This is a genomic window from Yoonia sp. SWMV100 (assembly GCF_056108365.1).
The window spans coordinates 710,963-730,954 of the sequence record NZ_JBWBAQ010000003.1 but is presented as its reverse complement, the minus strand read 5'-3'; the positions used below and the strand labels follow the sequence as shown (position 1 = coordinate 730,954).

Annotated in this window: 18 protein-coding genes; 15 read left to right on the top strand and 3 right to left on the bottom strand. The window is 55.1% G+C overall.

All coding sequences use genetic code 11. The annotated features are described in order from the left end of the window. Positions 1-366: 366 nt before the first annotated feature. From ACXJGX_RS08400 to ACXJGX_RS08365, 8 genes are all read left to right on the top strand, one after another. Complete coding sequence (locus ACXJGX_RS08400; RefSeq protein ID WP_474780504.1) at positions 367-1,947, top strand: phosphate ABC transporter substrate-binding/OmpA family protein; 1,581 nt, start codon at positions 367-369, stop codon at positions 1,945-1,947. Between the two features lie 86 nt (positions 1,948-2,033). Further along, on the top strand, positions 2,034-2,957 hold the full coding sequence (locus ACXJGX_RS08395; protein ID WP_474780502.1) for a type IV pili methyl-accepting chemotaxis transducer N-terminal domain-containing protein: 924 nt from the start codon (positions 2,034-2,036) through the stop codon (positions 2,955-2,957). 136 nt (positions 2,958-3,093) lie between these two features. After that, positions 3,094-3,999, top strand: a complete 906-nt coding sequence (gene truB, locus ACXJGX_RS08390) for a tRNA pseudouridine(55) synthase TruB (protein ID WP_474780500.1) — start codon at positions 3,094-3,096, stop codon at positions 3,997-3,999. 141 nt (positions 4,000-4,140) lie between these two features. Continuing rightward, positions 4,141-4,989, top strand: coding sequence for a calcium-binding protein (locus ACXJGX_RS08385; RefSeq protein ID WP_474780498.1), 849 nt, complete (start codon positions 4,141-4,143; stop codon positions 4,987-4,989). A gap of 134 nt (positions 4,990-5,123) precedes the next feature. Next, positions 5,124-5,393 carry a 30S ribosomal protein S15 gene (rpsO, locus tag ACXJGX_RS08380; protein WP_474780496.1) on the top strand — a complete coding sequence of 90 codons (270 nt, stop codon included), beginning with the start codon at positions 5,124-5,126 and terminating at the stop codon, positions 5,391-5,393. Between the two features lie 290 nt (positions 5,394-5,683). After that, the gene (locus ACXJGX_RS08375; RefSeq protein WP_474780494.1) at positions 5,684-6,970 is read left to right on the top strand and encodes a methyl-accepting chemotaxis protein; all 1,287 of its coding nucleotides are present in this window, start codon (positions 5,684-5,686) and stop codon (positions 6,968-6,970) included. A gap of 234 nt (positions 6,971-7,204) precedes the next feature. Continuing rightward, positions 7,205-9,340, top strand: a complete 2,136-nt coding sequence (gene pnp, locus ACXJGX_RS08370; RefSeq protein WP_474780492.1) for a polyribonucleotide nucleotidyltransferase — start codon at positions 7,205-7,207, stop codon at positions 9,338-9,340. 223 nt (positions 9,341-9,563) lie between these two features. Continuing rightward, entirely contained in the window at positions 9,564-10,217 is a 654-nt protein-coding gene (locus ACXJGX_RS08365) for a hypothetical protein (RefSeq protein WP_474780490.1), read from the top strand. A 52-nt stretch (positions 10,218-10,269) separates the two neighbouring features. Here the strand turns inward: ACXJGX_RS08365 and ACXJGX_RS08360 are convergent, their stop codons facing one another. After that, complete coding sequence (locus tag ACXJGX_RS08360) at positions 10,270-10,917, bottom strand: peroxiredoxin (RefSeq protein WP_474780488.1); 648 nt, start codon at positions 10,915-10,917, stop codon at positions 10,270-10,272. Between the two features lie 181 nt (positions 10,918-11,098). Here ACXJGX_RS08360 and ACXJGX_RS08355 point away from each other — a divergent pair, with 181 nt between their 5' ends. Both ACXJGX_RS08355 and ACXJGX_RS08350 read left to right on the top strand, forming a co-directional pair. Next, positions 11,099-12,028 carry a ring-cleaving dioxygenase gene (locus ACXJGX_RS08355; protein WP_474780486.1) on the top strand — a complete coding sequence of 310 codons (930 nt, stop codon included), beginning with the start codon at positions 11,099-11,101 and terminating at the stop codon, positions 12,026-12,028. 1 nt (position 12,029) lies between these two features. Continuing rightward, complete coding sequence (locus ACXJGX_RS08350; RefSeq protein WP_474780484.1) at positions 12,030-12,626, top strand: alpha/beta hydrolase; 597 nt, start codon at positions 12,030-12,032, stop codon at positions 12,624-12,626. An 8-nt stretch (positions 12,627-12,634) separates the two neighbouring features. Here the strand turns inward: ACXJGX_RS08350 and ACXJGX_RS08345 are convergent, their stop codons facing one another. Further along, the gene (locus ACXJGX_RS08345) at positions 12,635-13,282 is read right to left on the bottom strand and encodes a pseudouridine synthase (RefSeq protein WP_474780482.1); all 648 of its coding nucleotides are present in this window, start codon (positions 13,280-13,282) and stop codon (positions 12,635-12,637) included. Further along, positions 13,279-13,932 carry a YggS family pyridoxal phosphate-dependent enzyme gene (locus ACXJGX_RS08340; RefSeq protein WP_474780480.1) on the bottom strand — a complete coding sequence of 218 codons (654 nt, stop codon included), beginning with the start codon at positions 13,930-13,932 and terminating at the stop codon, positions 13,279-13,281. The genes ACXJGX_RS08345 and ACXJGX_RS08340 overlap by 4 nt, the downstream gene beginning before the upstream one ends. Before the next feature lie 227 nt (positions 13,933-14,159). On the opposite strand from ACXJGX_RS08340, the gene ACXJGX_RS08335 reads away from it, so the two are divergent. The 5 genes from ACXJGX_RS08335 to holA all read left to right on the top strand — a co-directional run bounded on the left by ACXJGX_RS08335 (position 14,160) and on the right by holA (position 19,938). Then, positions 14,160-15,293 (top strand): porin, encoded by a 1,134-nt coding sequence (locus ACXJGX_RS08335; RefSeq protein ID WP_474780478.1) that lies wholly within the window; start codon positions 14,160-14,162, stop codon positions 15,291-15,293. A gap of 162 nt (positions 15,294-15,455) precedes the next feature. Next, positions 15,456-15,842, top strand: a complete 387-nt coding sequence (locus tag ACXJGX_RS08330; protein ID WP_474780792.1) for a DUF3576 domain-containing protein — start codon at positions 15,456-15,458, stop codon at positions 15,840-15,842. 76 nt (positions 15,843-15,918) lie between these two features. Continuing rightward, entirely contained in the window at positions 15,919-18,444 is a 2,526-nt protein-coding gene (gene leuS, locus ACXJGX_RS08325) for a leucine--tRNA ligase (protein ID WP_474780476.1), read from the top strand. Next, positions 18,434-18,919 (top strand): LPS assembly lipoprotein LptE, encoded by a 486-nt coding sequence (lptE, locus tag ACXJGX_RS08320; protein ID WP_474780474.1) that lies wholly within the window; start codon positions 18,434-18,436, stop codon positions 18,917-18,919. Before leuS ends, lptE begins: the two co-directional genes overlap by 11 nt. Further along, a complete protein-coding gene (gene holA / locus ACXJGX_RS08315; protein ID WP_474780472.1) occupies positions 18,916-19,938 on the top strand; it encodes a DNA polymerase III subunit delta in 1,023 nt (340 codons plus the stop codon). Before lptE ends, holA begins: the two co-directional genes overlap by 4 nt. The last annotated feature ends 54 nt before the right edge of the window (positions 19,939-19,992 follow it).

The window sequence follows — 19,992 nt, the reverse complement described above, 5'->3', positions numbered from 1 at the left end:
CTGCGCCGTTACACAAATAAAATATTACGAATTTGTAAAATCATGCGAAAAAAGATTCCGGGCATGAAATTAGCCAAATTTCCGCGGGACCGCGTCACTGAAGCGACGCAAATTTCATCGCATCTCATTGTGATTACACAAATTTTAGGCGCTCTTTACTCAAATCCGCGGCGCCATCCAAATCAGCATTTATCGTGGCGGTCGTCGTAATCGTATCCGATGATGCCCGATCCCTGTCATAATGGGACCACAATTGTTTACAGGATGTGGTCCAATAGTATTCGTATCTTCCAATCCCAGAGGTCAGGGGAACAATTATTGTATTGCAACCCCGACGTCGGAGCATAGTAAAAATGGAGTTCTTCGTTGAAACACACTACTGGCCATAAAAAGCGTTCTTTCGTCACAGCGATTATTCTTGCTGGTACGACGGCCCTTTCCACCAATGCATTTGCAGACACGGTTATGCTGCGGTCGACAGACGGCACGATCAACCTCGAAGGGAACCTTATCGGCGTTGTCGACGACTTTTACCTGATGCAGACCGCACTGGGTGACCTTCGGATTGCGACCAACCGGGTCCGCTGTGAAGGCGAGGCTTGCCCAACAACCAAAGCAGTTGTTGCCGATATTACCATCGGCGGGTCCGATACGATCGCTGAAGGTCTGATGCCCCTGCTGATGGCCGGTTATGCGACCTCGCAGGATGCGGAATCAACTGTCGAGACCACGTCGAACGCGGGCGAATTTGCGGCAACTCTTGTTGGTCAGCAGGGCTTTGGCGACAAACTTGGGACCTATTTGGTGAAATCAACCCCGTCAGGCGACGCCTTCGCCGGTTTGACAGACGGCAGCATGCAGGTCGCAATGTCGACGCGCACGATCACCGCTGACGAAGCCGCAACATTGGCGGCGAGTGGCGCAGGCGACATGACTGCCGGTGACCAAGAGCATATTCTGGCGCTTGATGGTCTGGTTCTTATTGTGAACCAATCCAACCCCGTCAGCGCGCTATCCCTTGAAGACGCGGCGCGGATCTATCGCGGCGAAGTCACCAACTGGTCCGAGATCGGTGGGCCAAACATGCCGATCGAAGTTGTGACCGGCGATGATGATACGGCCTCCGTATTTAACGCGGGTGTCTTTGGTGGCGACGCGCCTGCAACCGGCCCTAGCGCATTTGCAGCGACCGATAACGTCGAAGCCTCGAATTACGTCGACAAGAACCCCGGCGCGATCGCGTATGTTGGTTTTGCGTTCAAGCGCGGTCAAAAGCCGCTTACGCTGGTCAGCGAATGCGGTATCGGCAGCACACCCGACGCGTTCTCTGTGAAAACCGAAGAATACAACCTTTTCCGCCGCCTCTACCTGTATAACCGCGGCGATCTAAGCGATCAGATGGCGCGTGATTTCGTATCATTCGCGACCTCTGACGATGCGAACGGCGTCATCACGCAGTCCGGCTTTATCAACCTTGGCGTTGAGCGGGTTGAGATGGGTCTGGGCAGCGCACGCGCACGTGAGGTTCTGCAATCCGGCACCAACGCATCAGAACAGCGCCTTGCAAACGACATGTTGACGATGCTGGCGAACAATGATCGCTTGTCATCAACATTCCGGTTCCGCACCGGGTCAGCCATCCTTGACCAACGTGCTGAATCCGATCTGACACGTCTTGTACATTACCTTGCTGACGCGCCTGCCGGGACACAGGTCACTTTTGTGGGCTTTGCAGATTCGATGGGTGACTTCGGGGCAAACCTGTCGTTGGCTCAAGCGCGCGCCGCACAGGTGCAATCAGCTCTCGAAGCAGCATCAGGTGGCAGCCTCAGCAATGTGACGTTCACGTCGACTGGATTTGGTGAATTGTCCCCTGCGGCTTGCAACAGCTCTGACTCTGGGCGTCAGATTAACCGTCGCGTTGAAACATGGATCAGCACACAATGAGCGGGTTCAATCAGTTTGCAAACATTTTGACATCACAGGAGCGCGCCCGCGCGCACCCCACATTGTCACGCAGTAAGAGGTTCGCCATGTCCACAGCAAAGTTCACCAAAGCCAAAAGCCTGACAGGTGTGTTTGCCGCAGTTCTGGCCTGCGCATCTGTCCAAACCTCGTCGGTTCTGGCGCAAGACACCGCGTCAACCGAAGCTGTGTATATGTCTGGCGCAGAACGGGTTACCGCAGGTGGGCACATGCGTACAGCCGCGCAGCAGATCGCTGTTGCATCCTGTTTTCTGGATGCAGGGATCGAAGCTGATACTTTCCGCGAACAGATCAACCAAAGCGTCACAGTATTCGACGACAACATCAATGCCCTGCGCGACGGGAACGCCGCGTTAGGGGTCCAAACACCCGAAGAGGGTCGCAAGCTGTTGTCAACGATCTACAGCGTGACATCGCAGTGGACTCCGTTCAAAGAAGCGTCACATGCGCGCCTGCAAGGCGGCGGTGTCATGGATGGCACCGATTATGTCAGCCGTCATAACCTGAACATGATGCACACCTCGCAGTACCTTTTGCGCGAAATCATCGCAGGTTATGCCATTCCGCCCGCGCTGCTGCAAAGCGACGCGTTCACAATGGATGTGCTGACACGCCAGCCCGCGATCGGCTTTCAAATTGCCAAAGAGGCATGCGGATTGATCACCGGGAACACCGTGATGGGCAGTGCCGCACGTTTTGACAAATCCGTCGAGCGTTTCGACGCGTCGATGGGTGCGCTTGTCAATGGGTTCGAAGGTGTGGGCGTTTCCGCGCCACCAACACCAGAGGCACGCGCCGCCCTTGAATCTGTGAGCGCCGAATGGACGACGCTTAAGGATGAATTGGCGCAAGTCAAAGGGTCGAATGACGTTGTGCTGGCCCTGTCGATCTACCGCAAATTCGATACGATCAACGACCAATTCGAAGCCATCATTCCGCTGTATATCGAAGCAAGCAAGTCTGGGATCTAATCCCGACATCATGTTTATGCACCGCGCGGGCGCAGGCTCGCGCGGTTTCTTTTTGTCAAAAGGCGGGCGATAGCAACGCTTGACCCCTGCCCATAGGACGACTAGCAAGCGCGCTATCGGATAAAGGACATAAGTGATGGCGCGCAAACGCAAGGGACGCGATATTTCGGGCTGGCTCGTGGTTGATAAACCTGCGGGCATCACGTCCACCAATGTCGTGAACAAAGTTCGCTGGGCGTTGGACGCGCAAAAAGCGGGGCACGCCGGCACCCTTGACCCCGAAGCCACCGGCGTTCTTGCAATCGCGTTGGGCGAAGCGACAAAAACCGTTCCCTACATCACCGATGCGCTAAAGGCCTATACCTTTACCGTTAGGCTGGGGCAGGCCACCAATACCGACGACGCCGAAGGCGAAGTCATCGCAACCAGCGATCTGCGCCCCACCGATGACGCCATCAAGGCCGCACTCGGTGCTTTTATTGGTGATATTCAGCAGGTTCCGCCACAGTTTTCTGCGGTCAAAGTCGACGGTGAACGCGCCTATAAAAAAGCCCGCGACGGCGAAGAAATGGACCTGGCCGCCCGTGATCTTTGGGTGGAAGAACTGTTGCTGATCGACCGCCCAGACGTTGATCATATTGTGCTAGAAATGACATGCGGCAAAGGCGGTTATGTGCGGTCAATCGCCCGCGATCTTGGCGATGCCTTGGGCTGCAAGGCCCATGTAAAATCGCTGCGCCGCATCTGGTCCGGGCCTTTTCAGGCGACCGCTGGCATCACCCTTGACCAAGTGGATGCACTGGCCAAAACGCCTGACCTTGACGCGTTTGTGCAACCGCTGGAAATTGGGTTGGCCGACCTGCCAGAGGTGCGCTGCCTTGCCGAAAGCGTTACAAAGCTACGCAATGGCAACCCGGCTTCGGTCATCGCGTCCAATATTGAATACGGCGAGGAAGTTTGGGCGTCTTATGATGGCAAAGCTATCGCCGTCGGCACCTATCGCGGCGGCGAAATACACCCAAGCCGCGTTTTTGTACGGTAAGATCGCCTGTTTCCCATTGCATGATACATTACATCGACCATTAACCATCGAGTCACTTTCACCGCTGAACGTCCGAAAACTCTGTTAGAATGCCTTGTGTAAAGGGGTCCAGCGTGACCCGCAGTAATGCAGGATTTCACCATGCTCGCCATTTTGGGGCTGATGGGTTTCGCCATGTCAGCGTTCATGCTCTCTGAGACGGATTTTGACGACGCTAAACCCGTTGATGATGCGGACGATGACGACGCGACCACTGACGAAGCGCTTGATGTCGTGCCAATGGACCAATTTGTTGACGGGATCGACGCAGACGCGGTGATCTTTTCCGGCGATGCCAATGACACTGTCACAACAGGCAACGGCGACGACTATATCGACGGAGAAGGCGGCAATGATCTGCTTATCGGCGGATATGGCGACGACACGCTGCACGGGGGTGCGGGCGATGATGTGCTGAACGGTGGCGCAGGCAATGATCAGCTTTTTGGCCATGTTGGTGACGATACGTTGTTTGGCGACGACGGTGATGACGCCCTGAACGGTGGCGACGGCGATGATGTGCTGGTGGGCGGCGATGGCGACGATGCCCTGTTGGGGTCACTGGGCGATGATACTCTTATCGGCGGCAGCGGTGCCGACACGTTGCACGGCGGCGATGGCAACGACATTTTAGAAGATCGCGCAGATAATATTCGCGATTTCCTGAATGGCGGCGCAGGGGACGACATTTTATCGGGCGGGTCTGGTGACATCGTGAATGGCGGAACGGGTGCCGATACATTTGTTGTGGGTGCCGATGCAGATAGCATTATCAAAGATTTTAACCCCGATGAAGACCGCATCGAGGTCAGTTACAGCGGCGAACTGCCGACGCTGTCCACCGCCGCCACCGATGATGGGTTGCAACTGTTGGCCGACGGGCAGCTTGTGGCGACTTTCGCCAATCTTGACACGCTTGAGTTAGCCAGCATCGCGTTGGTCGCCGCATAAACTGCTTTTCTTTTTACGCAAATCCCCTTAAACGCAGCCATCTGCGCAGGGAATCCCCCTGTCGGATCCTCCACGGGCCTTTCTGGACGACATCCCGGATCGTGCCATCAACCCTTCAATATAAGGAGACCCCGATGTCGATTACTGCTGAAGAAAAAGCACGGATCATGAAAGAATTCGCGACCAAAGAAGGCGATACAGGTTCGCCCGAAGTTCAGGTTGCAATTTTGTCGTCGCGCATCGCGACCCTGACAGAGCACTTCAAAACCCACAAAAAAGATAACCACGGTCGCCGCGGTCTTCTGAAAATGGTTGCCCTGCGTCGTAAGCTTTTGGACTACGCAAAATCTAAAGATGAGGCACGTTATCAGTCTCTGATCGAACGCCTGGGTCTGCGTCGCTAAGCTGACTCATCAGACGAAACGAACGCACAAACGCCCGCTATTTTAGCGGGCGTTTTTTATTTCCGGGTGCTTGGCCGCACCCCTGCCGTCACGAACTTTGGTCAATTCGTGTTTCCCCGCGCAACAACCGAGGGTGTGCCCGCAAGACTGGCGCGGCTTAAACCCATCTTTACCATTGGTCTCATAGGATGTGGTTTACGCACCTTAAATCAGAACGGAACCAAATGCATTCTTTCTGGCGAAAGCAGACCATATCTCAAAGCGACCTGAATGATCGATTTTTGCTAGAGATGATTGATCGCACACACGCCGTCATCCACTTTGCCCCAGACGGGACAATTTTAGATGCCAACGAAAATTTTCTAGCCGCATTAGAATACACGCTGCCAGAGGTCGTCGGCAAACATCACTCGATTTTTGTGTCGGCCGAAATGGTCGCGAGCGATGCGTACAAAACGTTTTGGCATGACATTTCTGAAGGTAAATTTACATCAAACCAGTTTCCGCGCGTCACAAAATCAAAATCAATCGTCTGGATTCAGGCCACATATGCGCCAATTTTTGATACTGACGGACAGGTATGTGGCGTCATAAAAGTCGCGAGCGACATCACGCAAAGGCGCCAAGCAATCGAGCGGGTTGCAAAGGCTCTTGATGCACTCAGCAACGGAAATTTGGGGTATCGCCTCAAAGCCAGCGGAATTGCAGATGTCGATTCTATCAACGGCGCATTCAACCGTGCCTCTGAACAGTTGAGCGAAATGGTCAATGCGATGACCGAAATATCAGCCGATATCACAGAAATCGTCCAGCAGGTCAGCCACGCGTCTGACGATCTGTCTGCGCGGACAGTGGGGCAGGCCGCCACCCTTGAACAAACAGCAGAAGCGATTGAACAAATCACAATTGCTGTACGTGCGTCATCGGAAGGTGCAAACGCCGTCCTAAAGGAATCGACCCGCACCCGCGAAGTCGCGCAAAACAGCGAGGTCGTCGTCGCAAAATCGATCGATGCGATGGCGCAGATTGAACAGTCTTCCAGCGAGATTTCGAAAATCATCTCTGTCATTGGCGATATCGCGTTTCAAACAAATTTGCTTGCCCTGAATGCCGGCGTTGAAGCCGCGCGTGCAGGCGACGCTGGGCGCGGCTTTGCCGTCGTCGCGTCAGAGGTCCGTGCGCTTGCGCATCGATCCCAAGAGGCAGCCAGAGACATCAATAGCCTCATTTCCGAAAGCTCGGGTCATGTGGCGAACGGCGTCGAACTGGTGAATCAGGCAGGCGACGAATTGAAACGAATCATCGCCAATGTGAAATCTATCACTGATCGGGTCTCAACAATCGCGAATAGTACGTCAGAGCAGGCGACAGCCTTGAATGACATTAACACCAGCGTCACACACCTTGACGCTATGACACAGAAAAACGCGGGCATGGTCGAGAATGTGACATCCGCGAACGCAACCCTGTGTCAGAACGTCAACCACATGAACGTTCAGGTTCAACGGTTTTACAGCGAAAGCGGCAGCCACAGCGCGCGGCATTCACGGTCGCCACAATTCCGCAGGGCCAGCTGACCTAAGCCACGCACGCCATTGTCGCCAGCCTAGACGCCTGTTCCGTCCACCCAGTGCCGGTCTCGAATTGGGTGTCTGTACGCATCTCTCTTCCCAAATGTCTAATTTTCCGCTATGGCCCGACAATCTTGAGAGACCGGCGCCCGCATTCCAGCGCCTGACAAAGAAGATACCGGGATGAGGGGGAATACGCCCCCTACGCAAAATGGGCTGTGGCCCGACTAGGAAATATAGATGTTTAACGAAGTGAAAAAATCAATCCAGTGGGGCGAAGAGACGCTGACCCTGGAAACTGGCAAAGTTGCCCGTCAGGCCGACGGTTCTGTCATCGCCACTCTGGGCGAGACATCTGTCATGGCCAACGTGACATTTGCCAAATCACAAAAGCCGGGTCAGGATTTCTTTCCTCTGACCGTGCACTACCAAGAAAAATACTATGCCGCCGGTAAAGTACCAGGCGGCTTTTTCAAACGCGAAGCGCGTCCAACTGAAAAAGAGACGCTGACATCCCGCTTGATCGACCGCCCCATCCGTCCGCTTTTCGTCCCCGGCTTCAAAAATGAAGTTTTGGTGATGTGTACCGTTCTGTCGCACGATATGGTAAATGATCCCGATATGGTCGCGATGATCGCTGCATCGGCCGCGCTGACGATTTCGGGCGCACCGTTCATGGGCCCAATCGGGGCCTGTCGCGTTGGTTTCGTGAATGGTGAATACATCCTGAACCCAGAAATTGACGACATGCATAACCTGCGTCAAAACCCGGAGCAGCGTTTGGATCTGGTTGTTGCCGGCACCAAAGACGCCGTGATGATGGTGGAATCTGAAGCATACGAGCTGACCGAAGAAGAAATGCTTGGTGCGGTCACATTCGCACATGCGCAAATTCAACCTGTCATCGACCTGATCATTGATCTGGCCGAAGTCTGCGCAAAAGAGCCGTTCGACTTCCAGCCAGATGACTACTCGGACCTGTTCGCAGCTGTCAAATCTGCTGGCGAAGACAAAATGCGCGCCGCTTACGCGATCACCGACAAGCAAGAACGCACAACAGCCGTTTCCGCTGCCAAAGCCGATATCGTTGCGACCCTGACAGAAGAACAGCAAGCCGATACCAACCTTGGCCCCGCACTGAAAAAGCTGGAATCTTCGGTTCTGCGCGGCGATGTTGTGAAAAACGGCAAGCGGATTGATGGACGCGCATTGGACACTATTCGTCCAATCGTATCTGAAACCGGCATCCTGCCACGGACCCACGGGTCCGCGCTGTTCACACGCGGCGAAACCCAAGGTCTGGTTGTGACCACATTGGGCACCGGCGATGACGAACAGATGATCGACTCGCTGACAGGCATGTATAAATCCAACTTTATGCTGCACTATAACTTCCCACCATATTCAGTTGGTGAAGTTGGTCGTGTCTCTGGCCCGGGCCGTCGTGAAATCGGTCACGGCAAACTTGCATGGCGCGCGCTTCAGGCTGTTTTGCCTGCCGCAACTGATTTCCCGTACACCATCCGCGTTGTTTCAGAGATCACTGAATCCAACGGGTCTTCGTCTATGGCGTCTGTTTGCGGTGGTTCGCTGTCGATGATGGATGCCGGCGTACCGCTGAAAGCACCTGTCGCGGGTGTCGCCATGGGTCTGGTGATGGAAGACGACGGATCTTACGCCGTTCTGTCCGACATCTTGGGTGACGAAGATCACCTTGGTGACATGGACTTTAAGGTTGCAGGCACCGAAGCAGGCATCACATCGCTGCAAATGGACATCAAGATTGCTGGCATCACGCCAGAGATCATGAAAAAAGCACTTGAGCAGGCCAAAGCAGGCCGTCTGCATATTCTTGGCGAGATGGGCAAAGCCCTGTCTGGCGCACAGGAATTCAGCGTTCACGCGCCTAAGATCGAAACGATGCAGATCCCAACGGACAAAATCCGCGAAGTTATCGGATCTGGCGGCAAGGTCATCCGCGAAATCGTTGAATTGTCCGGCGCAAAAGTCGACATCAATGATGATGGCGTGATCAAGTTGGCCTCGAACGATGCCGAAGCGATCAAAAAAGCCTACGACATGATCTATTCGATCGTGGCAGAGCCGGAAGAAGGCGTGATCTACAAAGGTACAGTTGTGAAACTGGTCGACTTTGGGGCTTTCGTGAACTTCTTCGGTAAACGCGATGGTCTTGTCCACGTGTCCCAAATCGAAAACCGCCGCTTGAACCATCCTTCGGATGTCTTGAAAGAAGGTCAGGATGTTTGGGTTAAGCTGCTGGGTTTTGATGATCGTGGCAAAGTACGCTTGGCGATGAAAATGGTCGATCAGGAAACCGGCAAAGAGCTGACAAAAGAAGAAGAAGCTGAAGAGTAATTCAGCACACATTTAATCTACTTGAAGGCCCTGACATCAATTTGTCAGGGCCTTTTTAACTTCTGCTGCGTATTCAAGAAAACGTATGATGGCAATTCGACCCGCGAGGCAGTCGTTGCGCTATTGTCGCACCCGCTTGAAATTCCACGAGCCACGTTCGCCCCGGCTTTGATGGCTATCTAAATCCTTTAGGTAAACCCTATTCACTTTCTGGAGACTCTTTATGAATAATACTTTTGCTAGCTGCATCGCACTGCTTATCTGCTCCACGGCAGCTCAGGCACAAGAAGCAGGCGATATGTCTGTCGGACTTGGTGTTTCGACATTCGGCGGCAACCTAGAAGCATCATATGTTATCAACGAACAGCTTCGCGTGCGCGGTGCGCTGATGGGTGGTTTCTCTTACGAGGAGTCCGGCGCAGAATCTGGTGAAGGTTCGTATGAATTTGATGCAAGCCTTGGCGGCGTTGCCGTATTGGCGGATTATTACCCAACGCAAAGCGGCTGGCGTTTGTCGGGTGGCCTGTTCCTGTCCAATACGGATTTCAACGGTATTGCAGAAGCAACGGCGTCCAACCCAATCGAAATCGACGGAACAGACTACACAAGCGGTTCTGTGACATCAAAGGCAGAGTTCAAAAATACAGTCTCGCCTGTCCTGACAACAGGGTACGATCTGCACTTCGCAAATAACTGGACGTTCAGCAGTGAAATCGGTGCAATTTTCATTGGTGGTGTTGATTTTTCAGCATCATCTGACGATGCAACGTTGCAAGCCGAGATCGACAGCAGCGTTGATTACCAAGAAGCGCGCGATGACGCGGATGATCTAAACATCTATCCGTACCTGAGCTTCGGGCTTGGATACCGCTTCTAAGGCTCAAACTCATGTGGACCGCATTCAATTTTTGAATGCGGTCCATTGTTTCTTATAACTTGGTTGTCCGAAGATACGGCAGCACGGTTTTGAAATCGCCGTACTTCGCCTTTGCGTCTTCGTTGCTGACGGATGTCGGAATGATCACGTCGTCGCCAACGTTCCAGTTGGCAGGTGTCGCGATTCCCTGACCGGCGGCGGTTTGCAGACCATCCAATGCACGCAGAACTTCGGCAAAGTTGCGACCGACGTTCATCGGGTACGTCATTGAAAGCTTCAGCTTTTTGTCAGGCCCGACGATAAAGACAGCACGCACTGTCGCGCTATCGGCCGGGGTCCGGCCATCCGGCATGTAGGCTTCGGCAGGAAGCATGTCGAAGGCTTTGGCCATTGCCAGACCTTCATCAGCGACAATCGGGAAGCCGGCTTTGGTGCCTGCAACTTTTTCAATGTCGCTTTTCCACTTTTTATGGTCCTCGACACCGTCAATGCTGATGCCAAGCACTTTGGTGCCGCGCTTGGCCCATTCTTCCGACAGTTGCGCCACCGCGCCAAACTCGGTTGTGCAGACAGGCGTAAAGTCTTTGGGATGTGAAAACAGGATCGCCCAGCTATCGCCAATCCAGTCATGCAAAGAAATTGTGCCCTGATCCGTCTCGACGGTCAGGTCAGGAATCGTATCGTTAATGCGCAGGCCCATTGTGGTCTCCTTCTGTTGCAATGCGTTCTTTACAACATAAGCATTCACCATCGCGAGCACCACCATGTCGTACGCTATGTCGCACTTCATGTGCATTTTTAAACCATCACAGTGCGCCTCTGGACGTTTCGTGCTTTCGTCTGGCGGGTTATATTGGTGCAAAGAATTAAGGAGAACTGCCATGCTGAAACAAATCAAAGGCCTGCACCATGTGACGTCACTGGCCAGCGACGCCCGTGAGAACAATGCATTTTTCACAAATGTCCTTGGCTTGCGCCGCGTTAAGAAAACCGTGAACTTTGACGCGCCAGACGTCTACCACCTTTACTATGGTGACGAAGCCGGCACCCCCGGAACAGTCATGACCTATTTCCCGTTCCCGAATGCCGGCCGCGGCGTCGCAGGCACGGGCGAAGTTGGCAGGACTTCATTCAGCATTCCGACCGGGACAGCGCAGGCGTGGACCGACCGGCTGTCTACCTTTGAAACTGCGGATTTGGGACGCGACATACGCTTTGGTCAAAACCGTGTTCTGTTTTCCGGGCCTGACGGCGACCAATTCGCGCTGGTCGAAAGCGACGATGACCGCACCCCGTGGACGGGCAACGGCGTCAGCGCTGACATCGGGATCCGTGGATTTCATTCGACGGATATGCGCCTGCGTGACAACGCACAGACCGCCGAACTGCTCAACTTTATGGGCTATGAAAAGCTGGACACAGAAGGTGACGTGACACGTTTTATCGTGCCAGGCGGGAATGACGCCAACACCCTGGATGTTGAGGTGATGCCGGGCGCGCGTCGTGCGGCCCAAGGGGCAGGGTCAGTGCACCACATCGCCTTTGCCGTTGAAAACCGCGCACGTCAACTCGAGGTCCGCGAGGCCCTGCTGGACACCGGATATCAGGTGACGCCTGTGATTGACCGCGACTATTTTTATGCGATCTACTTCCGGACCCCCGGCGGTGTCCTGTTCGAGGTGGCGACCAACGAACCCGGCTTCGACCGCGATGAAGATTCCGCGCACTTGGGTGAAGCTCTTAAGCTGCCAAGCCAGCACGAACATTTGCGCGCGCAGCTGGAACGTTATCTGCAGCCGCTTGAGGGATAAAATGACCTATTTAGCCAAACGTACAAAAGGCGCAGCGGGGAAACCGCTGTTCCTGACATTTCATGGCACTGGCGGCACCGATGAACAGTTTCACGCCTTTGCAGAACAACTGGTCGCGCAGGCACATGTCACATCGCCACGCGGCGATGTGTCAGAACATGGCGCGTTGCGTTATTTTCGACGAACGGCCGAGGGCGTCTATGATATGGCCGACCTTGCCCAGCGCACTGCTGCGATGGCGGGGTTTATCCGCGATGAAATCAGCAACACCGCGGCGACGCGGACATTTGGGATTGGCTACTCGAACGGCGCCAATATTTTGGCATCGGTCGCGCTGGCTGAACCAGAGCTGGTGGATGATCTGGTGTTGATGCATCCGCTGATCCCGTGGAACCCGTCACCACAGCCTGCTTTGGCGGGACGCCGGGTGCTTATGACTGCCGGGCGGCGCGATCCGATATGCCCCGCAGCGACAACACAGGCCTTGGCTGACTATTTGATCGCCCAAGGTGCCGATGTGACCCTGCATTGGCACACCGGCGGACATGAAATCACGCAGTCAGAGATTGATGCGATCACCAGCTTTGTCCGGGCCTAAGTTCGGGCCTAGAACGGGCACTTTGCGGTGATCCGCATCCCCTGCCCGCCATCTGGGTGGCGAAATTGCAGGGTTTCCGAGTGCAGCATTAACCGCGGATAGTCCCCCGCGGGCCCATCAGCGTAAAACGGATCGCCTAAAATCGGATGCCCCAGCGCCAGCATGTGCACGCGCAACTGGTGCGAGCGTCCGGTTTTAGGCATTAACCGCACGCGCGTTTCAAATGCATCAGACCGAACAACCCGCCAATCGGTCACCGCTTGTCGGCCGTTTTCATGGTCCACCATCTGTTTAGGGCGATTTTCCCACTCCACAATCAACGGCAGGTCAACGGTCCCCGTCTTGTCCGCTATCGTCCCCCAAACACGCGCCACATAGGTCTTTTTCGTCTGACGCTTTTCGAATTGCAGCCCAAGATGACGCTGCGCATGGGGTGTCAGCGCAAAAATCATCACGCCTGACGTATCCCGATCCAAACGATGCACCAACAACGCGGTCGGAAATACGGCCTGAACCCGCGCGATCAGGCAATCGGCAAGGTGTTCGCCTTTGCCCGGCACCGAAAGAAGGCCCGCAGGTTTATCAACCAAGACAACCTCGTGATCATGATGCAAAATCACCAGCGGATCGTGGGGAGGGTTATAGTCGCTGCTCACGCGGGCACGCGGTCGCCAAAAATGGCCGATCCGACACGGATATGTGTGGCCCCCAGCGCGATTGCACGTTCAAAATCGCTGCTCATGCCCATCGATAACCCTGCTAACCCATTCCGCGCCGCGATTTTGGCAAGCAATGCAAAATGTAACGATGGTTCCTCGTCCACGGGCGGAATGCACATCACCCCTTTCACTGGCAAATCCAGCGCGCGCGCCTCGGCGATAAACGCGTCAGCATCTCTTGGGGCGACGCCCGCCTTTTGCGGCTCTTCACCTGTATTCACTTGAACGAACAAATCAGGGCACGATCCCGTTTCTTGGGCCAACCGTGCAAGCGTGGTGGCCAGCTTGGGGCGGTCAAGCGTGTGGATGGCCTGAAAAAGCTCTATCGCCTGCCGCGCTTTGTTGGTTTGCAGCGGCCCGATCAAATGCAACTGGATGTCATTATACTGTGTGCGGAAATCCGGCCACTTGCCGGCGGCCTCTTGGACCTTGTTCTCACCAAAGATTCTGTGTCCTTGATCCAACGCAATTCTTACACGATCGTTGGGCTGCACCTTGGAAACGGCGATCAGGGTCACATCATCATTTTTGCGTCCAACGGCTTCACAGGCCACACGGATACGGTCTTTGATATCAGCTAAAGGCATGTAAGGCTCCGAAAAATAAGGGTCACGTAAGATTTCAGGCGGAAATAATGCCAATCTAGCAGGATGTCACCGCCGAAAACACTGTGTGTCCTTGATGCATCATTTTTTACGAACACGCAAAATCAGGGTCTAATTTACTTGAGTGTCGGGGCCAATGGGCGCACTTACACCTCAATGCTAGGAATAACTGGCATTCTTGGGAATGCACAACACGAGGGAATAAATCCATGAAAAGCATCCTTCTTACAACAACTGCAATCGTTGCCTTTGCTGGCGCTGCAGCTGCTGAAGTATCTTTCTCCGGTGAAGCAACACTGGGCTACAACGACTTCGACGCACAAAACATTGCTGACGACGAAGTTGGCTTCTACTGGGACGCAAATGTTGCGGTTGCCATGTCACAGGAACTGGACAACGGCGTAACAGCTGCTGCATCTTTTGACTTCGACGTTGCAGACATGAACAACGGTCAAGCCCTTTCTTCTGGCGGTTACGTTCTGTCGCTGACAACAGACGAAGCTGGCCTGTACTACGGTGACACAGCATTTGCTGCTGAAACTAAGTGGGCTTCTGCTGGCGACATGGAAGCTGATGCTTTCTCCGAAGCTGACGGCGAAACAGTTCTGCGTGGCGAATTTGCTGTTGCAGGCGTAGAAGCAGCCGTTTCGATGGCAATTACTGATGCAGATGGCGCTACTGTTACCACAACAAGTGCTGGTGCAGACGACTACGACCAGATTTCGGTTGGTGTTGCTGCAACATTCGGTCAGTTCACTGTAGCTGCCGCCTACCAAGAAGAAGCTGACGCAGCTGGCTTTGCTACTGTTGCTGAAGCTGCAAACGGCGACTTTAACGCTGGCGAAGTATACGGTATCTCCGCTTCGACTTCTTTCTCGGGTGCAGACCTTACAATCGCATACGCTGAAGACACAACTGCTGGCACCTCTTCTACAGGTATCAAAGTTGCGTACCCATTCGGCCCAGTTACAGCGACAGCTTACTACGTCGACGAAGCTGGTGGGACTGACACCGATCCAAACTACGGTGTAAAAGTTGCTTATGCAAACGGCCCGATTGCTGTCGCTCTGGACTACCAGGATGACCAGGGTACAACCAAAACTGCGGTTGACGGTTCTTACGACATTGGTAACGGTTTCGCAGCTCTGGCTGGCTACTACGTCCAGGACAACGAAGACGGCTCTGCTTACGATGACGAATTCTACGTTGCAGGCACATACGATCTGGGCGGCGGCGCAGCTGTTCTTGTTTCCTACGCCGGTGGCGCAGACAACACAGACGACGAAATCGGCGCGAACGACTACAAGCGCGGTGCAACTGTTGAAGTATCCTTCGCATTCTAAGCGAACCGATATCCAACTAAGCGAGAGCGACCCTTTGGGGTCGCTCTTTGCGTTTGCGGGGTTCGCTATTTGCATAATCACTTGTGACCTGACCGCCGCTTCGCTACATATTTCCCGAATGACAAAAGGTCCCGGCATAGGGGAAATGGTTTGACGTCAATGATGAAACTTGTTCGCACTGGCCTGTTGGCCCTGTCCGTCGGTACGCTGGCCGCTTGCGGCGGACCCGCACCAACCCCGCGTGCCGCCGAAAACGTGGCGGTAAACCGCTATTTGTGGGCCGCATCGCTGGATGTGCTTGATTTCCTGCCTGTGCAGTCTGCTGATCCGTTTACCGGCGTTATTTCAACCGGATACGGCACGCCACCCGGCAGCAACCGCGCCTACCGCGCCACCATTCGCGTGACTGATCCGGCAATGGACGCCCGCGCGCTGCACGTCGCCCTACAAAGCCAAAGCGGCCCGGTATCAATCGAAGTACAGACCGCCATCGAGGATGCGATCCTTGCCCGCGCCCGCCAGCTTCGGATTGCTGACGGCGCCCTCTAGCTTTCGGCATCCCGCCCGATTATCACTTGCGCCGGGCCCAGTCGCCCGGCGTTTGCATTCTTGAAAGACCGTTCTGATGACCACCTACACCCCTGCTGACATCGAAGCGAAATGGCAATCTGCTTGGGCCGAGGCCCAGACATTTCTGGCCACGCGCAGCGCCGACAAGCCGAAATATTATGTGCTCGAAATGTTCCCCTACCCGTCGGGCCGTATCCACATGGGCCACGTGCGCAACTACACGATGGGTGACGTGATCGCGCGTTATAAACTGGCGACGGGTCACAACATTCTGCACCCCATGGGCTGGGATGCCTTTGGCATGCCCGCCGAAAACGCGGCGATGGCGTCAGGTGGTCATCCAAAGGACTGGACCTATCAAAACATCGCCGACATGAAGGCACAGATGAAACCGCTGGGCCTTTCCATCGACTGGTCTCGCGAATTTGCAACCTGTGACCCGGAATATTACGGCCAACAGCAGGCGCTGTTCATCGATTTTCTGTCAAAGGGCCTGATCTATCGCAAAAAGGCCGTGGTGAACTGGGATCCGGTCGATATGACAGTGCTGGCCAACGAACAGGTCATTGACGGCAAGGGCTGGCGTTCAGGCGCCGACGTTGAACGCCGCGAATTGGTGCAATGGTTCTTTAAAATCAGCGACTATTCCGAGGAACTGCTGTCAGCCATCGACGGGCTGGATGATTGGCCGGCCAAGGTCAAACTGATGCAGGCGAACTGGATCGGTAAATCGCGCGGATTGCAATTTGCATTTGAGCGCACCGATGGCAGCGCGATCGAGGTTTACACCACCCGCCCCGACACATTGATGGGCGCGTCCTTTGTGGGTATTTCACCCGACCATCCGCTGGCAAAGGAGTTGGAAGCCAAAGACGACAAGGTCGCTGCATTCTGCGCGGAATGCCGCAAAGGTGGCACCACCGCCGAAGCGATCGAAAAGGCCGAAAAACTGGGCTATGACACCGGACTGAAGGTGAAACACCCGCTCGACCCAGCGTGGGAACTGCCTGTCTATATCGCAAACTTTATTCTAATGGACTATGGCACCGGCGCGATTTTCGGATGCCCGGCCCACGACCAGCGCGATTATGACTTTGCGACGAAATACGGGCTGCCGATCATGCCTGTGTTTTTGCCAGATGCCGACGCCACCTTGACCGAGGCCTACGTGCCCGCAAAATCGGAAACTGTCACCTATGTCAAAGGTTTCGCGGGTGAAACCGTGCAAACCGGGGATGCGGCAGTGGATGCCGCCATCGCGTATTGCGAGGCGAACGGCATCGGTGGGGGCGTCACCAAATTCCGCCTGCGCGACTGGGGACTGTCGCGGCAGCGCTATTGGGGCTGCCCCATTCCGATTGTCCACTGTGAAGACTGCGGCGCGGTGCCGGAAAAGAAAGAAAACCTGCCGATTGAACTGCCCTATGATGTCACGTTCGACATCCCCGGCAATCCGCTTGACCGCCACCCGACATGGCGTGATTGCGCCTGCCCGTCGTGTGGCAAGCCCGCGCAGCGCGAAACCGATACGATGGATACCTTTGTGGATTCCAGCTGGTATTACGCGCGCTTTACATCGCCCCATGCCCCGACGCCCACCAATGCCGAAGATGCTGCGTACTGGATGAACGTCGACCAATATATCGGCGGGATCGAGCATGCGATTTTGCACCTGCTTTACAGCCGTTTCTTTGCCCGCGCGATGAATATCACCGGCCACCTGCCTGACAGCGCAATCGAGCCGTTCAACGCATTGTTCACCCAAGGCATGGTGACACATGAAATTTACCAGACAAAAGATGCCAACGACCGCGCGGTGTATCATTTCCCAGAGGACGTCACCGACGGCAAGCTGGCTGATGGCACCGCAGTCGAAATCATTCCCTCTGCGAAAATGTCGAAATCCAAAAAGAACGTCGTCGACCCCGACGATATTCTCGCGAAATACGGCGCCGATACCGCGCGCTGGTTTGTGCTGTCAGACAGCCCGCCGGAACGGGACGTGGAATGGACGGCGTCCGGCGCAGAGGCGACATACAAGCACCTTTCACGTGTGTTCCGCATCGCCAATGACATCGCCGCTATGGACGATACGCCCGGTACAGATGATGATGCTTTGCTGCGCGCCACGCACAAGGCCATTCACGACGTGACCATGGGCGTCGAAACCTTTGGCTTTAACGCCGCAATTGCCAAGCTGTATGGCTTTACCGCTGTGGTGTCGAAATCAAAGGCAGGCAAGGCGACAAAATCCGAAGCCATGCGCATATTGGCGCAGCTGATGTCGCCCATGACCCCGCACCTGTCCGAGGAAATCTGGTCGCTGCTGGGCGGCACAGGGTTGATCGCGAACGCACCGTGGCCTGTTGCTGACACGGCCATGCTGGTCGAGGATACCGTCACAATGCCGATCCAGATCAACGGCAAACGACGCGCTGAAATCACCGTTGCGGCTGACGCCGATAAAGCAGCTATTGAGGCGATCGTCATGGATCACTACGCTGTCCAAAAGGCATTGGACGGCAACGCGCCAAAGAAGCTGATCATCGTACCGGGACGGATTGTGAACATTGTCATCTGACCGGATCTCTCGTCGGGCAGTCGTGCTGGGGCTTTTTGTCCTTGCCGGCTGCGGATTTGCGCCCGTTTACGGCGATGCTGGGCGTTTGCATGGCAGCATCGCGTTCACTACGCCTGAAACCGTCGCCGGATATCGTCTGGGCGAACGGCTTGAGGAAAGGCTGGGCGTGGCCAACGCGCCCCGCTACACATTGCAAGTGACATTGACCCAAAGCCGCGCAAGCTCTGCCATTACCGAAGATGGTAACACCACCAGATTCAAAATTATCGGTCGCGGAAATTGGGTGCTGCGCGACAACGCGACAGGAGACGAGATCGAAAAAGGTGCCGTCGACGCCTTTACCAGCTATTCCACGACAGCATCAACAACGGCCACGCAATCCGCAGAAACCGATGCGGTGGCCCGTCTGTCCGTGATTCTTGCAGATATGATCGTTGGCCGCCTGCTGCTCCTTGGCCCGAAGATCACGCAATGAAACTGTCGGGGTCATCTGCTGCGGCCTATTTTCGCAAACCCGATCCAACACATACTGGTTTGCTAATCTTCGGTGCTGACCCCATGCGCGTCGCTGAGAAACGACAGCAGGCCATCGCAGCGCTTGTCGGCCCGCAAGGCGAAGCCGAAATGCGCCTGACACGGATTGCGGCGTCGGACCTACGCAAAGACCCCGCGATACTGGATGATGCAATCAAAGCCCAAGGGTTCTTTCCCGGACACAGGGTCGCGTTTGTCGAAGATGCCACGGATACCGCCGTCAAGGCCCTGACAAATGCGTTGGTTGACTGGCAGCCGGGTGACGCACAGATCATTGTGACCGCCAGCCAGCTGACCGCAAAATCCGCGTTGCGTAAGCTTTTTGAAAACCATCGCAACGCGATGGCGATCGGCATCTATGACGAACCACCAACGGTGGCCGATATTGAACAGGCGCTGGAAAAAGCGAACATCGCGCAACCCGCCCGCGATGTCATGGATACGCTTATGGCGCTTGCCGCCTCGCTTGAGCCAGGCGATTTTCGGCAGACGCTGGAAAAAGTCAGCCTATACAAACTGGATGACAGCGCACCGCTATCGGTTGCTGATGTTTTGCTGAACGCGCCGCAATCTGCCGAAGTCGATGTGGACGACGTACTGGACGTGGTGACAATGGGCCACGCCGAACAATTAGGGCCTGTGCTTAGCAGCCTTTACGCGCAAGGTGTGACACCTGTGACGCTGTGCATTGGTGCCATGCGCCATTTCAGGCGGCTGCACATTGTCGCCTCTGATCCGGGCGGTGCTGCGGCGGGAATCGGTCGGTTACGGCCACCTGTATTTGGTCCACGGCGTGACAAGGTGGTTCGGCAAGCAAACCACTGGGGACGCCCCCGGCTGGAGCGGGCGCTGACGGTGATCACGGATGTGGACTTGCAACTGCGCTCGGCCAGCACGGCCCCGCAAGGCCCGTTAATGGAGCGGGCGCTGATGCGGCTTGCGATGATGGCGCGCCGCTGAAAAAGTAAAAGGCAAGCCCTAGGGCCTGCCTTTTTTCAGATCCGAAGATCTGAT